Origin of the sequence: Marinobacterium sp. xm-d-530 (genome assembly GCF_013283365.1) — a bacterium.
Classification (GTDB): domain Bacteria; phylum Pseudomonadota; class Gammaproteobacteria; order Pseudomonadales; family Balneatricaceae; genus Marinobacterium_E.
This window is the reverse complement of record NZ_WBYM01000001.1, coordinates 505135-520098: the sequence shown is the minus strand read 5'-3', so window position 1 is coordinate 520098 and position 14964 is coordinate 505135. Positions and strand designations below refer to the sequence as shown.

Annotated in this window: 14 protein-coding genes; 8 read left to right on the top strand and 6 right to left on the bottom strand. The window is 50.3% G+C overall.

Going from position 1 to position 14964, the window contains the following annotated elements; translation table 11 throughout:
- Positions 1 to 13 precede the first annotated feature (13 nt).
- The 7 genes from XMD530_RS02710 to XMD530_RS02680 all read left to right on the top strand — a co-directional run bounded on the left by XMD530_RS02710 (position 14) and on the right by XMD530_RS02680 (position 8224).
- Positions 14 to 1543 carry an ABC transporter permease gene (locus XMD530_RS02710; protein WP_173480155.1) on the top strand — a complete coding sequence of 510 codons (1530 nt, stop codon included), beginning with the start codon at positions 14 to 16 and terminating at the stop codon, positions 1541 to 1543.
- Positions 1544 to 1821: 278 nt separating this feature from the next.
- Positions 1822 to 2484 (top strand): response regulator transcription factor, encoded by a 663-nt coding sequence (locus XMD530_RS02705; protein WP_173482756.1) that lies wholly within the window; start codon positions 1822 to 1824, stop codon positions 2482 to 2484.
- Positions 2481 to 3971: an ATP-binding protein gene (locus tag XMD530_RS02700; RefSeq protein WP_217363795.1), complete on the top strand. Its 1491-nt coding sequence runs from the start codon at positions 2481 to 2483 to the stop codon at positions 3969 to 3971. Before XMD530_RS02705 ends, XMD530_RS02700 begins: the two co-directional genes overlap by 4 nt.
- Before the next feature lie 95 nt (positions 3972 to 4066).
- Positions 4067 to 5311, top strand: coding sequence for an ABC transporter substrate-binding protein (locus XMD530_RS02695; RefSeq protein ID WP_173480157.1), 1245 nt, complete (start codon positions 4067 to 4069; stop codon positions 5309 to 5311).
- 57 nt (positions 5312 to 5368) lie between these two features.
- A complete protein-coding gene (locus XMD530_RS02690; protein ID WP_173480158.1) occupies positions 5369 to 6268 on the top strand; it encodes a carbohydrate ABC transporter permease in 900 nt (299 codons plus the stop codon).
- Entirely contained in the window at positions 6258 to 7121 is an 864-nt protein-coding gene (locus XMD530_RS02685; RefSeq protein ID WP_173480159.1) for a carbohydrate ABC transporter permease, read from the top strand. The genes XMD530_RS02690 and XMD530_RS02685 overlap by 11 nt, the downstream gene beginning before the upstream one ends.
- Positions 7122 to 7126: 5 nt before the next feature.
- Complete coding sequence (locus tag XMD530_RS02680; protein WP_173480160.1) at positions 7127 to 8224, top strand: ABC transporter ATP-binding protein; 1098 nt, start codon at positions 7127 to 7129, stop codon at positions 8222 to 8224.
- 150 nt (positions 8225 to 8374) lie between these two features.
- On the opposite strand, the gene XMD530_RS02675 is transcribed toward XMD530_RS02680, so the two are convergent.
- Positions 8375 to 10483 (bottom strand): hybrid sensor histidine kinase/response regulator, encoded by a 2109-nt coding sequence (locus tag XMD530_RS02675; protein ID WP_173506689.1) that lies wholly within the window; start codon positions 10481 to 10483, stop codon positions 8375 to 8377.
- A gap of 148 nt (positions 10484 to 10631) precedes the next feature.
- On the opposite strand from XMD530_RS02675, the gene XMD530_RS02670 reads away from it, so the two are divergent.
- Positions 10632 to 11180: a YaeQ family protein gene (locus XMD530_RS02670; RefSeq protein ID WP_173498814.1), complete on the top strand. Its 549-nt coding sequence runs from the start codon at positions 10632 to 10634 to the stop codon at positions 11178 to 11180.
- A gap of 27 nt (positions 11181 to 11207) precedes the next feature.
- Here the strand turns inward: XMD530_RS02670 and XMD530_RS02665 are convergent, their stop codons facing one another.
- The 5 genes from XMD530_RS02665 to XMD530_RS02645 are packed head-to-tail and all read right to left on the bottom strand — an operon-like array spanning position 11208 to position 14962.
- Positions 11208 to 11567, bottom strand: coding sequence for an outer membrane protein assembly factor BamE (locus tag XMD530_RS02665; RefSeq protein ID WP_173495647.1), 360 nt, complete (start codon positions 11565 to 11567; stop codon positions 11208 to 11210).
- A gap of 23 nt (positions 11568 to 11590) precedes the next feature.
- Positions 11591 to 12361, bottom strand: a complete 771-nt coding sequence (locus tag XMD530_RS02660) for a heme ABC transporter ATP-binding protein (protein WP_173506688.1) — start codon at positions 12359 to 12361, stop codon at positions 11591 to 11593.
- A 2-nt stretch (positions 12362 to 12363) separates the two neighbouring features.
- On the bottom strand, positions 12364 to 13410 hold the full coding sequence (locus XMD530_RS02655) for an iron ABC transporter permease (RefSeq protein ID WP_173480166.1): 1047 nt from the start codon (positions 13408 to 13410) through the stop codon (positions 12364 to 12366).
- Positions 13410 to 13820: a ferric iron uptake transcriptional regulator gene (gene fur / locus XMD530_RS02650; RefSeq protein WP_173480167.1), complete on the bottom strand. Its 411-nt coding sequence runs from the start codon at positions 13818 to 13820 to the stop codon at positions 13410 to 13412. Before fur ends, XMD530_RS02655 begins: the two co-directional genes overlap by 1 nt.
- Before the next feature lie 44 nt (positions 13821 to 13864).
- A complete protein-coding gene (locus XMD530_RS02645; protein WP_173480168.1) occupies positions 13865 to 14962 on the bottom strand; it encodes an ABC transporter ATP-binding protein in 1098 nt (365 codons plus the stop codon).
- Positions 14963 to 14964: the final 2 nt, after the last annotated feature.

Sequence of the window (14964 nt, the reverse complement as noted above, 5' to 3'; positions counted from 1 at the left end):
ACGGTCCTGAATAATGACTTCTAAAAGCCTTCAAGATAAAGCGATCGGCGTTACGGTTTCTTTCTTCCGTAAAGAGTGGTCTGGCGCACTGCTGGCGATTCTGATTCTTGCTCTAGCCATTGAGCTAGTAACGGATGGTAAACCCTTCTTCCATCCCACTAACTTAATGACCATTCTGAACAACTCAGCCGCTATCGGTATTGTTGCGGGTGGTATGACGTTGGTGATTCTTGCGGCAGGTATCGATCTTTCGGTTGGATCTGTTATGGGCTTAATCGCAGCGGTCACCGGTTACATTGTTAGCTACTGGGGTTTCCCACCTTGGTTAGCGATCATGTCTGGCCTAGCGATGGGTGCATTAGTGGGTATTATTCATGGCACGTTGGTCGCCTATCTCGGGATGCCGGCCTTTATCGTTACCCTGGCGGGTCTTTCGATTTGGCGTGGTACGGCACACCTTTCAACGGATGCGCGTGCAACACCTAAGCTACCTGAAACGTTCGACCTATTTGGTCGCTACAACCCCTTTGCCGAACTTCGTGCTGATTACAAAGCGGGTGAACTGAGCGGCTTTATGGAGTCGATTGGCGCCTTCGTGAACGAGCACTGGATGGACTTCTTCCGTACCTTCCAGATGTCTATGATCATCTTCATCGTCTTCTTCATTCTGTTGGCGGTCGTTGTATCCAACATGCGTTTGGGTCGATACATCTATGCGATTGGTAGTAACGAACAGGGCTCTCGCCAAGCGGGTATCAATACGCGTCTCTACACTCTCTACACCTACGTAATCTGTTCGATGGGCGCTGCATTGGGTGCGATGCTCTTCCTAGGTCGCGCGCCTTATGCAAAATCTGACTACGGCCAGATGTGGGAGCTGGATGCCATTGCTGCGGTTGTTATTGGTGGTACCTCTCTGTTTGGTGGCCGCGGTACGATCATCGGTACCTTCATGGGTGTCATCCTTCTGAAACTGATCAATAACGGTCTGACCCTGGCTCAGCTAGAGACTTTCTGGCAGATGGTGGTACTGGGTCTGATCATTTTGGTTGCCGTTGGATTGGATATTGTTCGCCAATCTAAATCAGCGGTTAAAGTTCAGCGTATGCTGGGTGTTGTGGCTCTGGTTCTTGCTCTGTTTGCCTGCTTAACACCGGGTTCTGCACTGATCAGCTCGGCGATTTCACTGCATGAGCACAACAGCATGGTGGCAATGCAAGCAGCTGGACTTGATCTTGCGGCTAACCAAACGGCTCGCCTACTGGATGCGCCGGCTGTGGCTGAACTACAAGCCATTGTGTCTGGCAACTGGCAATCCTTCGCGTCGCTTCTCGTGCTTGTGTTGGGTGCCGTGGCTGTAGCCGTGACCTTGAAACGTTCACTGGCGCTTATCCTTGCAGCCGTCTACGTGGCAGCAGCGGTTCTGCTAGTATCAATGGGCATGGCAGCTGTTGCGCCTCTATTGATCTTGGGTGCGGTAGTACTGGCTGGTATGACGACGGTGCCTTACATGTTTGAAAGAGCTCGTACGCTAGAAGGCTAATCACCCAATGATTAAAAAACCCCATCGCCTAGGCTATGGGGTTTTTTGTTGAAAGCAAATAGCATCGCGGCCTTTTTAAGACCGCTCCAACAGTACGTGCAGTACCCCTTCAATGCTCTTAGTTGGAGCCTTATCGAAGATGAGGCGAATGGGGATTGAAAGAATCGCGACCTTTGCAAGATCGCTCCAACGGTAATTTGGTGGTGAACTTAGTAAGGCTAGCTCTCGTAAGTGTTTATCGTTAGAGTAAAAAGATAACAATTAGGAAGTTACCCTACATGCCTGTCATTGCACTCGTTGATGATGATCACGAGATACGCTCACTGCTCTCGGATTACTTAGAGAAAAACAGTTTCACGGTACTTGCGTTTGAGTCGGCTGAAGCGCTGCTTGAGGGCGACTACAGTGCTGCCGAGCTGTTGATTCTTGATGTCGGTTTGCCGGGCATGGATGGACTGGCTCTCTGTCGTACTCTGCGTCAGGACTCCAACTTGCCGATCATTATGCTCACCGCTGCCAGTGACGATGTGGATCGTATCCTGGGTCTTGAGTTGGGTGCAGATGATTACATGGGTAAACCCTTTAACCCTCGCGAATTGTTGGCTCGCATTAAAGCGCTGCTGCGTCGATCCGCCCCCGTCGAATCACCAACTGCTAGCTCTAATCTACTGTTAGACAGGGCGAAACGAACCGTGTCAGTCAATGGTGAAGCGCTTAGTTTGACTGGGGCTGAGTTTGATCTGTTGGCGCTACTGCATGGCCATGACGGTGTCATCAGCCGTGATCAGCTCAGCATGGAGCTTAAGGGGCATGCGGCGCTTCCGCAAGATCGTTCGATTGATACCTTAGTCAGTCGACTCCGCACCAAATTGACCCCCTTCAGCGAGGATGAGACGATCAAATCCATTCGCGGCAAAGGGTACCACCTGGTTCTAAAATGATCGGTTTTTGGTCCCGCCTACGCGATCGGCTGATGCCTAAGTCGATCATTGCACGCATGTCTCTGGTGTTGATCATCGGTGTCTTAGTGGCACAGGCGGTCAGTTCTTATGTCTGGACACGCCAGATTCAACAGGCAGAACGCGAACGTCTCGTTGAGATCTCGGAAGTGATGGGCGCGCGCATAGGTCAGACGATTCAGTTCTTCTCTAAACTACCGCGTGAATATCGTCACATCGTGCTCGATCAGCTGCGCGATATGGGCGGTACGCGCTACTTTGTCTCGATTAACAGTCAAAAAATTCATCTAGAGACCTTGCCCAACACTGAGCTACAGCAGCTTGTTGGCGAGCGTGTTAAACAGAATGCAGCCCGCCAGTTAGCCTATAAATCCGAAGACTTTGCGGTTGAGTTCGTTGCGTTTTCGAATCTTCGCATTCTCTCTGATGACAACCTGATGGTGCAGCTGCCACCCAAATGGCAGCGGTTTGCCCTGTTAGATCCCGGTGATGACAGCCCCGTCGTCGTTGTGCAGCTTAAATTAAACCCGGACGAGTGGGTCTATCTGGCCACGGTATTCCCTGGTGGGGATTTCATGGGCAGTACTCTGTTTGAGTCTGAGCGGTTGGTCTCTTTATTAGCAGTGACACTGACCGTGGTTGTTTTGGTGACCCTGCTGGTGGCCGGTATTGTTCGACCCTTGCGAAGGTTAGCTCGTGAGGCGGATGCCCTAGGGCGCGGTAAAACGCCCTCCCTGATTCCGGCCGAGGGTACCCGGGAGATGCAGACAACCATTCGTGCCTTTAACCAGATGGCGCAACGGCTTGAGAAGTTTATCTCCGATCGCGAGAAGCTGTTTGCCGCAATCTCCCATGACCTGAAAACCCCGCTGACACGCGCCCGTTTGCGGGTTGAGATGATTGATGACGATAAACTGCGCGATAACCTGATTGGTGACATCGAGAACGTCGATCTGCTGGTCAAAGCGTCCTTGCAGATGATTAAAGATGGCGCCATTCACGAGAACAGCGAACAGATCGATCTGAAACAGGTGATTGAGTCAGCCCTTGCCAGTGCAGAGATCGAAGGGCTGCCCAGCTCTGCGACACTGCCCGATGAGTTTGTCTTAGAGGGTCGCCGTCTCTCGCTTGAACGCCTGTTTACTAACCTGATCGATAACGCGTTGCACTACGGGCGTGGAGTCGAGATCTTTGGCCATAAAGAGCCGGAAGACAATGAGTTGGTGGTGCAGGTGTGTGACCGAGGCCCGGGTCTCAGTGATGAGTTAAAGCAGCGAGTCTTTGAGCCCTTCTATCGCATCGATAAAGCGCCCTCATCGATTCATGTCGGTCTGGGTATGGGCATTGTTAAGTCGATTGCGCAGCTGCACGGTGCCAGTATTGAGCTGCTTGATCGTGAAGGGGGCGGTTTGATCGTTGAGCTTCGTTTTCCATTGTCACACTTTGTAACAGAACGAAACTCTGCGTAAGACTCAAGTTGTTATATTGATTGAAGAACTGAAGATCTTGATCGCCAGTTCCCAAGGTATTCTTACCTATAAACAACAATAAAGAGGTTTACTCAATGATCAAACGTACTTTAGCTGCATGCGTAGCTGCAGCAACACTATCAACTGCAGCACAAGCTGCTGACGTAGAAGTTCTTCACTACTGGACAAGTGGCGGTGAAGCGAAATCGGTTGCATACCTAAAAGAGAAACTGACTGAAGCGGGTGTGGGCTGGAAAGATTTCGCAGTTGCTGGTGGTGGCGGTGAGAACGCAATGACCGTTCTTAAGTCACGTGCAGTATCGGGTAACCCACCGACTGCAGCACAGATCAAAGGCCCATCGATCCAAGAGTGGGGTGAGCTAGGTTTCCTATCAGACATCGATAGCGTCGCTAAAGCGAACAACTGGGATGCACTTCTACCTGGTGTGGTTTCTGATGTAATGAAACACGACGGCAAATACGTTGCCGCTCCAGTTAACGTACACCGTGTAAACTGGTTGTGGGCTAACCCAGAGATCTTCCAAAAAGCGGGCGCTACCATCCCAACAACTTGGGACGATTTCCTAGTTCAAGCTAAAAAGATCCAAGACGCTGGCTACATTGCCCTAGCGCACGGTGGCCAAGCTTGGCAGGACGCGACTGTATTTGAAGCTGTTGTGCTTGGTGTGGGCGGTCCTGAGTACTACCAGAAAGCATTCGTTGAGCTAGATGCAGACGCTCTTAACAGCGCAACGACTGAAGAGGTGTTCCGCGTATTCGGTGAGATCCGTGGTCTAATCGATGAAAACTCTCCAGGTCGTGACTGGAACGTTGCGACATCAATGGTCATCAACGGTGAAGCTGCAATGCAGATTATGGGTGACTGGGCGAAAGGTGAATTCACTGTTGCTGGTAAGACACCAGGCGTTGATTACGCATGTGTTGCAGCACCAGGCACGTCAGGTTCATTCACGTTCAACGTCGACTCTTTTGCCTTCTTCGCGCAGTCTGATGCTGACGCACAGAAAGCTCAACAAGAGATGGCTAAGCAGATCCTAGGTCAGGACTTCCAGAAAGTCTTCAACCTTAACAAAGGTTCTATCCCAGCACGTCTAGGCATGGCTCGTGACGAGTTCGATAGCTGTGCACACGCGTCAATGGATGCCTTTGTATCTTCTGCACAAACTGGCGGTCTAGTACCAAGCTTCGCGCACGGTATGGCTGTCCCTGAAGCAGTTTCTGGCGCTATCTACGATACCGCTACTAACTTCTTCAACTCAGATCAGTCGGCTGCTGAGGGTAAAGCTCAGCTAATCGCTTCTATCCAAGCAGCGATGTAATCCGACCAAGAGCCCTCAACCCTGAGGGCTCTTATTTACTTTTTTAGGAGATTCACGATGAGTGTGTCAAAGGCTAAAAAGCCAATGACGCTAGAGTCCTTATTGCCAAAAATCGTGCTAGCCCCCACCACTGCGGTGATGTTGGTCTGTATGTATGGCTTTATGATTTGGACCGGAGCGCTATCTTTTACCAAGAGTCGAATGTTGCCTCAGTGGGACTTTGTCGGCTTTGATCAATACGCCAAGCTGTTTGCCAACCCTCGTTGGGATGTGGCTCTGAATAACCTGGTAGTGTTTGGCGTTCTGTTTATCGCGGTCTCGTTACTGCTAGGTCTGTTCCTAGCGATCCTACTGGATCAAAAAATTCGTTTAGAGGGTACGCTGCGTACCATCTATCTCTACCCCATGGCGGTCTCGTTTGTGGTCACGGGTACGGCCTGGAAGTGGATCCTCAACCCAGGTCTAGGTCTTGAGAAACTGGTCCGTGATTTAGGCTTCGAGAACTTCGAGTTCCGCTGGCTGGTTGAGCAGGACATGGCGATCTACACCATCGTGATTGCAGCGGTATGGCAGTCGAGTGGTTTTGTTATGGCGATGTTCCTTGCGGGCCTTCGTGGTGTTGACGACAGCTTGATTAAAGCAGCTGAGATTGACGGCGCGAGCAAGATGAAAGCCTATTGGTATGTGATTCTGCCTATTCTGCGTCCGGTCTTCTTCAGTGCGATTGTCATTCTCTCTCACATTGCGATTAAGAGCTTTGACCTGGTGCAAGCGTTGACTGGCGGTGGTCCGGGTTACGCGTCTGACCTACCGGCTAACTTTATGTACACCTACGCCTTTAACCGAGCGCAGATGGGTGTGGGTGCCTCCAGTGCGATGATTATGTTGATGGGTGTGTTGGCGATTATTGTGCCGTACCTCTACTCAGAACTACGAGGTGGAAAAAATGGTCGCTAATCGTTCATTTAACTTAGGTCGTCTATTTATTTATGGCTGTCTGTTGGCATTCGCGCTGTTCTACCTAGCGCCACTCTATGTGATGCTGACAACCTCGTTTAAAGACATCGAAGAGATTCGTAGCGGTAACCTACTGGCACTGCCACAGGATCCAACCCTTTACGCTTGGATCAAAGCGTGGAGCAGTGCGTGTACCGGTTCCGAGTGTCAGGGTCTAGCACCCTTCTTTATGAACAGCGTGAAGATCGTCGTTCCGGCCGTCATTCTATCGACCGTGATCGGGGCGCTGAATGGCTACGTGCTCTCTAAATGGCGTTTCCGCGGCAGCGACCTAATGTTTGGTATGTTGCTGTTTGGCTGCTTCATTCCGTTTCAGGTGATTTTGCTACCGATGGCGCGTCTACTGGCTGAATTGGGCCTAGCCAACACAGTAACCGGTCTGGTTCTGGTGCATGTGATCTACGGTGTTGCGTTTACGACGCTCTTCTTCCGTAACTTCTATGTCTCTGTACCGACGGAGTTGGTGAAAGCGGCGCAACTGGATGGCGCAAGCTTCTTTCAGATTTTCCGCCACATTTTCCTGCCGGTATCTCTACCTATCTTCACGGTAACGATCATTTGGCAGTTCACTCAGATCTGGAACGACTTCCTATTTGGCGTGGTCTACTCAGGTCCGGGTACGCAACCGATCACGGTGGCACTGAACAACCTAGTCAATACATCAATGGGCGGTAAAGAGTACAACGTCGATATGGCAGCTGCCGTGATTGCAGCGCTTCCCACTCTATTGGTCTACATCTTTGCAGGTAAATATTTTGTACGCGGCCTGACAGCTGGCGCGGTAAAAGGATAACAATTATGGGCTCTCTATTAATCGATAACGTCACTAAATCCTTTGGTGAAACAGACATCCTTAAAGGGATCAACATCGACATTCAGGACGGTGAATTCCTCATTCTGGTGGGTCCATCAGGCTGTGGTAAGTCGACGCTGATGAATATCATCGCGGGTCTTGAAGATGCGACCAGCGGAACACTGGAGTTGGCTGGAAAGGATGTGACCCTAGCATCGCCTAAAGATCGCGACATTGCGATGGTCTTCCAAAGCTACGCGCTCTACCCAACAATGAACGTTGCGCGCAACATCTCCTTTGGCCTTGAGATGCGTAAAGTCCCTAAAGAGGAGCGTGATCGCATCGTCAACGAAGTGGCTAAGCTGCTTCAGATCGATCACCTACTGGATCGTAAGCCGAGCCAGCTTTCAGGTGGTCAGCGTCAACGTGTTGCCATGGGCCGTGCCCTAGCGCGTTCGCCGCGCGTCTTCCTATTCGACGAGCCTCTATCGAACTTGGATGCTAAGTTGCGTGTAGAGATGCGTACTGAAATCAAGAAGCTGCACAAGCGTCTTGGCACGACCATTGTTTACGTGACGCACGATCAGATCGAAGCGATGACTCTGGCTGATCGTATTGCCGTTATGAAAGATGGCATCGTGCAGCAGTTGGGTACTCCGGACGAGATCTACAACAACCCAGCCAATATGTTTGTCGCAGGCTTCATGGGTTCTCCGCCGATGAACTTTATTGAGGTCGACATCAAAGAGGGGCAAGCGGTTGTTGAATCTGCGGGTGAAACTCATCACCTAAAACTACCATGTGCCGAGGCAATTGCTGCAAAAGGCCTTGATCGTGTGGTGTTGGGTATTCGTCCAGAGATGATTACCGAGCCTAAGCCGGCACCTGAAGATCAGGATTGGTTGCACAGCATGAAGCTGGACTTTGATGTTGTGGAGCCTATGGGGGCTGACACCATGGCAATTGGTCAATGGAACGGCATTGATGTTCACTCACGCCTTTCTCCTAAAGCGGGCATGACGGCAGGCGCTGGTACAGAGGTGCAGGTTAATACGGCGAAAGCGGTCGCTTTTGATATTCAAACCGGTGAGCGTATCTGCTAAACCTTGCCAAATATCTGTTGGAGCTTTCTCGAAGAGGAAGCGATGAAAAAGAGTAATCATCGCGACCTTTGCAAGATCGCTCCAACAGCTCGTTCAGTCTCTCGTTAACGCTTTTTGTTGGAGCCTTATCGCAGATGAGGCGATTAGCGTTTAATTAGCCTCTATCTCTTCGAGTGCTGTCTCTAATTGGTCGAGATTCAAAGGTTTCGGCAAAACTCGATCGGCCCCTTTCGCCAGCAGGTTGTCCGCCTCATTACCCACCGTGGCACCGGTAACTCCAATAATCGGAAGCGTTGCACCCCAGGACCTAAGCGTTTCGGTCAGTTCATAGCCATCCATTATCGGCATCATGATGTCAGTAATGATTAGGTCAAAGCTCTGCTTAGAGTAGGCGTCTAGGGCTAATTGACCGTTCTCTACATCAACCACCTCGGCACCCTCGCGTGTCAGTATGGTTTTGCCCAGCATTCTTAATGTGGCGGTATCTTCGACCAGTAGTATCTTTTGGCCTTTGATTGCATGCTCTTTTGCTGCTGCTGCTGCTGCTTCTTCGTGTTTGGCCTGTTTGAGTGTGAAACTCAGGGTAAAGATGGCACCCCCTTCAGGGTTAGGGCTGAAGACCAAATCTCCATTAGATAAACTGCGTGCAAGTTCGCGACTGATATGCAGACCGAGACCGGTTCCGGACGCTTTAGTGTCGCCTCGTTCAAAGGCCTCAAAAAGTCGATCCACATCTTTGTCGGGAATGCCTTTGCCATTATCAATGATCTGCAATCGATATTCGGTTTCCTCTTCTGAAGCCTTATGACTTAGATCTAATGTGACCTGAGTGCCCTGACTGTGCACAATGGCATTTTTAGTCATATTAATAATGATTTGGCGAATCTGTTTTTTAAAACCAATATGATTCCCATCACTGTTGCCGCGCACCTGAATATCGACACCGTATTGATTGGCCGTGTAGTAGAGAGTGTGGCTAGCCTCTTTAATGATGCGATAGACCGAAAGTTGGGTCTCGACTCGACTCTCAGTGATTAATGATTTATCGGTGCCTACCCTCATATCATCCAGTACGTCGAGTAGGTGTTGGGACGTGGCATGTGCCTCTTCAACTCGCCGGTTTTGCCCATCTTGAAGTTGCAGCTCATTCAGTTGCATATTTAAGGCGGCAGCAGGGGTTCTTAATTCGTGTCCAATGATGGCAAACATCTTATCTTGCTGCTTTAGTGTTTTTGCAAGCGATGAGGAGGCTTGCATCGCTTGTTCTGAGGTCTCTTCAATCTGGTGAATGGCGCGCAACATAAACCGGAACATCAGTATTAAAAGAAACTGAGTCACCAATGCAAAGAGAATGGATAGCCCTGTTAGTTGATCGGTCCTATCATGTTCTGATGCCAATAAGCTTATATAGGTCTCTTCAGTAACATCATACAATTGCTCTATTTCGTCAAGGACCTCAGTTGCTTTTAAAAAGAGATCGAGATCGTAGTCTTTGGTTGGATCCCTCAACTCCATGAAACGGTATCGATATAATCGCTCAAAATGCTCAACGATATGCTGTTCGATGATTTCAAAATCGAGTAATAATTCTGACGGGGAGCTACTTGCATTGGCCTGTTCGAAGGCTTCTAAGGTGTTTCGGGTGTTGCTAAGGATCTCCGTAACTCGACCTTCTGCAATGTAAAGATTATTGCGTGAGACCAGGCCAGAATTGGATAATCCCGTTATGCCGCGAACGACACCCATTTTTTCAATCAGATCGGGTAGGTGTACAAAGATGGTTCGGCCGGCTGTGTACGAGAGGATGTTCTCTTCCAACTGTACTCCTGAATCACGGTAGATTTGAAAAAGTTCTGTTAACAGTTGCTCAGAATAGGCACTCTTTCTTAAAAAGATCTCGTAGTACTGTCCATCGACGGAGAGAATCTGATCGATCTCGGCGGCCGGGTAATCCATCGCTTCCAGCGCTTCGACTAGGTTAATACTGGCGCTTTCGCAGAGCTGAATGAGCTCACTAGAGGGTATGGGTTCAATTCGCGCCAGTGTGCAGAGCCCACGAAACTCCCCCAGTCTGGTGATGCTGTTGCGATAGAGCTTCTGCTGTTGCGTCGCTCGCTCATAAGCTAGATGTCTTTGGTGGTCTGAATAGAATTCTTGCAGCGTGATCCCTACCGCAAAAAAGAATAGACCTTGCATGGCGAGAATGACGACTTTCAGCCAATGAGGGATGCGTTTAATGCTGTCGAGCATGTGGACCATTGAGAGCACTCATATTTTGTTTATCTATGCGAAGGCAACACAACTTTCGCAATCAGTTAGAGTCAGCATAGACGGCTTTGTAGTAAAATCCAGTAAAGTCACAACTTTTTTATCTGTCACTAATGACAGTTTGTTTTAGGGAACAGATATGGCTCAAAACTCCACCGTTTTTAAAATCTATCTGCAAATTGCCGATATGGATCGCAACTACTACGCCGATCATTCGCTAACACTTGCCAGACACCCTTCAGAGACGGATGAGCGCATGATGATGCGCTTGTTAGCGTTTGTGATGAATGCTCAAGAGCGTCTGGAGTTTACCCGCGGCCTCTGTGAAGAGGATGAACCCGATCTATGGCTAAAGAGCTACGCTGATGAGATCGAACTCTGGTTAGAAGTGGGCTTGCCGAGTGAAAAGCGCTTGAAGAAGGCGTGCAACCGCTCACAAAAGACGGTTTTGATCACCTATGGCTCGGATCAGGCCTTCAACCCTTGGTGGGAAGGTGTAAAAAAGTTGGTCGCTAGCCAAAATAGTTTGATTATCTACCGCATCAACGAGGATCAAAGTGAGGCGTTAACCGCCTTGGCCGAGCGCGGTGCGCAAATCAGCGCGTCGATTACTGATGGGCAGATCTGGCTCAGTTCAGAGGCTGGCTCAGCGACCATTGATCCGCAACAGATCTACCCAGCCATTTAAAACTCGGCGGCATAAAAGCAACAGTGATTACTGCAGCTGTTGCACCAGATCGTTACAGGTCTGCAGCTCCTGCACAAAGGGTGAGTACTCAGTCGAGTTGACCACCGCTTTGATCGGCTTGTCATCATCGAATGTAATGACCAGCTCGCACTTCCCTTGGTTTGGGCTCTTATTGGGCATCATGTCTGAGTGGTAGGTCCAGACCCAAGTGTGTGGCCCCTCTTGTGCGATGGTACGCGGTTGTCCGAGCTGCATCTCGATGGTTGCTTTGTCCTTCTCAATAAGAAGGTCGCTGATCTCTTCGGTGGTTTTAAACCGAAGGTCCGGTGCTGTAGCACAAGCAGTGATACTGAGAGACGTGAGTATAAGGGCAGTGTGTCTAAACATGGTGATCTCCTTGAGCAGTAACATTAATCTCGTTTAGCCGTTTGCGGTAGGACAAAGGGCATGGATTCACTCGGTGTCCGATTCACTCGAACCGGCCACTGATAGGCGGTTGAAAGGTTGTCATCGGTTAACACAGCATCGGGCGAATCTTGGATCAGCAGTCGTCCTTTCTCAAACAGTGCAATGCTGTCCGAGAACATCGCGGCCAAGTTCAGGTCGTGCATGACGCAGATGACGCCACCGCCAGCGTTGGCATAGTCTCTAGCAAGTTGCATCACTTCGATTTGGTGGCCGATGTCCAAAGAGGAGACTGGCTCATCGAGCAGCAGCCAGTTGGCTTTACCATCGATCACAGGCTGCCAGACTTGTACCAGAATACGTGCCAGTTGAACGCGCTGTTTCTCACCGCCAGAGAGCTCTTGATAAAAACGTGATTCAAAGCCTTCTAAACCGACACGCTGGAGAGCCTGAAATGGACGTTCTGATCGGCGATCTAGGTTCGCCATCTGTACCACTTCCAACACAGTAAAGGGGAAAGCCAACTGGGTCGCTTGCGGTAGAATCGCGCGGCGTTTGGCGAGTGTTTGGTGTGAAAGATCAGCTAGGTTTTCGCCATCAAAATGAATCTCGCCTCGGTAATCAATTTCACCTGAGAGTGCCCTTAATAGGGTGGTTTTCCCCGATCCATTCGGTCCTGCAATCGAGACCAACTGCCCCGGTTCGGCGCGAAAATCGACCTTCGACAGTACCTCGGTTTGGTGGAATCCTACGCTGAGATCCTTGGTGATAATCATGATTAGAGATCCAGCAGATTACGATTACGCAGCAGCAGGTAGAGGAAGAATGGCCCACCCAATATCGCCATGACAATGCCGATGGGTAGCTCCGCCGGTGCAATCAGTGTACGACTGAGAATGTCGGCTAACATAAGAGCAATAGCGCCTAACAGTGCCGCGGCAGGCAGTAGATAGCGATGGTTTGGTCCTATGACCAGGCGCAGCAGGTGGGGCACGATGATGCCGACAAATCCGATCGCACCTGAAACGGCTACGGCGACCCCAACGGATAATCCAACCAGTAGGATAGCGGCTCGTTTAAGACGCTGCACCGAAACGCCTAAATGCATGGCAGCGGCTTCACCCAGCGCTAAACGGTTTAGGCCAGAAGCGAGTAACGGAGCTAACAGTAGCGAGATTAGCATCAACGGCCCAGCGACTTTCAGTGAGCTCCAACTAGCACCGGCAATGGAGCCAAGATTCCAGAAGGTTAGGTTACGCAACTGACTGTCGTTGGAGTAGTAGATCAACAATCCCGACAGTGCCGCAGCAAAGGCGCTGAGTGCTAAGCCAGCTAACAGCATCACGGCGACCGAGGTTCTGCCTTGACGCGTCGCGATCTTGTAGAGAATCAGCATACAGCCCCAGCCACCTAAGAAGGCCGCGATTGGGACCAGAAATCCACCGATACTATTTAAGAGTGAGATGGGTAACAGCCCACCTATGACAATGGCTGTCACGGCACCCAAACCTGCACCGGAGCTGACACCAATAAGACCTGGATCAGCCAAAGGGTTGCGGAACAGCCCCTGCATAATGGCACCCGAGACAGCTAAGCTAGCGCCGACCAATAGGCCCATGACTGTTCTGGGGGCGCGAATATCAAACAGGATGACCTGCTCTTGAATGCCGATGGCTTCGCCCTGCATTAACGCCCAAAGTGAGCTGGCGAGAGAAGTGTTTGATGAGCCAATGGTCAGGCTGAATAGGGCAACCAGGCACAGAGCCAACATCAATAGAGAGATGGTGAACTTTGCCTGTAAAGAGCGATCGCCCGTAGCCTGCATTAGCTCTTCTTAAGGCCGTAGATGTGAAGAGTTCGACCGGTCATCTCATAGCCGTGCTCTTTCGCGATCTCTTCGATGCGAGCGTTGATGATGGGGTCGTTAAACTCTTTAACTTCACCGGTTTTAACACAGACGATGTGATCGTGGTTGTCATCCGACGCCAGCTCAAAGACTGAGTGGCCGTTCTCAAAACGGTGACGCATAACAAGACCGGCCGCTTCAAACTGAGTCAGAACACGGTAGATCGTGGCTAAACCTATCTCTTCGCCCTGAAGCATGAGGTGCTTGTAGATGTCTTCAGCACTCCAATGGTCATTCTCATTGGCATCTTCGAGTAGCTGGTAAATCTTGATGCGCGGAAGAGTCGCTTTGAGTCCCGCTTTTTTAAGTTCTTGGTTGCTTGAAGACATAGTTGTTCTCGTCAATGTTTACTGTTCAGACGCTAAGAGACATCTTAGCGGGCCTCGTTTTTAGGTTCAATTTTACCTAGGTCATCCGTGACTAAAAATCGGTGTTGTTTCAATGCTAGATAGACCGTATCACCCACGCTGGGGGCTTGAACTGCATGACAGGTCACCGCAAGTGACTGGCCATCCTCCAAGAGCACACTCAATAGAGATTGCCCACCACGAAAACGCTTGGATTCTACCTGTGCGCTAACCTCGCTCTGTTCAACAATCTCGACATCATCCGGTCGTATAAATAGCTCTTTATTGTAGGGTGCCTCACTCACCTCGGTGGTTGAGCGGCTCTGGCCAAACAGAGAGTTCACATGCTGGGTATCGACGTACTCTGCTTTTATGAACTCACCTTCGCCGATGAATTCAGCTACAAACCGGCTTTTCGGCTCGTAATAGATCGCTTCAGGCAGGCTGATCTGTTCCAGCTTGCCTTGATTCATAACCGCAACGCGATCTGCAAAAGCAAAGGCCTCTGCCTGATCGTGTGACACCATCAGCGTGGTAATTTGCTCTTGCTTTAGTAGCTCGGCAATTTCCGGAATGAGCTCATCTCGCAGTGCGGCGTCCAAGCCAGAAAAGGGCTCATCGAGTAGCAGTAGATCGGGTTTGGGTGCCAGTGCTCTCGCTAAGGCGACACGTTGCTGTTGTCCACCTGATAGCTCATGTGGGTAACGACCGCCCATGCCTTGTAGGCCGATCATTGTAAGTAACTGCTCACTTCGGGCTTTAGCCTGTTGGCTTGACCACTCAAACAGTCCGAACTCAATGTTTTCCCTGACGCTAAGATGGGGAAACAGAGCGATGTCCTGAAACACCATACCGATGTTGCGCTGTTCCGGCGGGAGTTGAGACTTTCCATCATCCAGACGTTTTGTGCCCAGCATGATGCTGCCGCTAGAGAGCGCGTGAAATCCTGCAATGCAACGCAGTAGCGAAGATTTGCCACAGCCACTGGGCCCCAACAGGCAGATGAGTTCGCCCTGTTGAATGTTCAGTGTGACCCCATTCACAACCGACAGATCAGCATACCCGGCATAAGCATTCTCAATACTTAGGTGTGTAGATGTCGGTATGTTTGACTCAATACTCATAG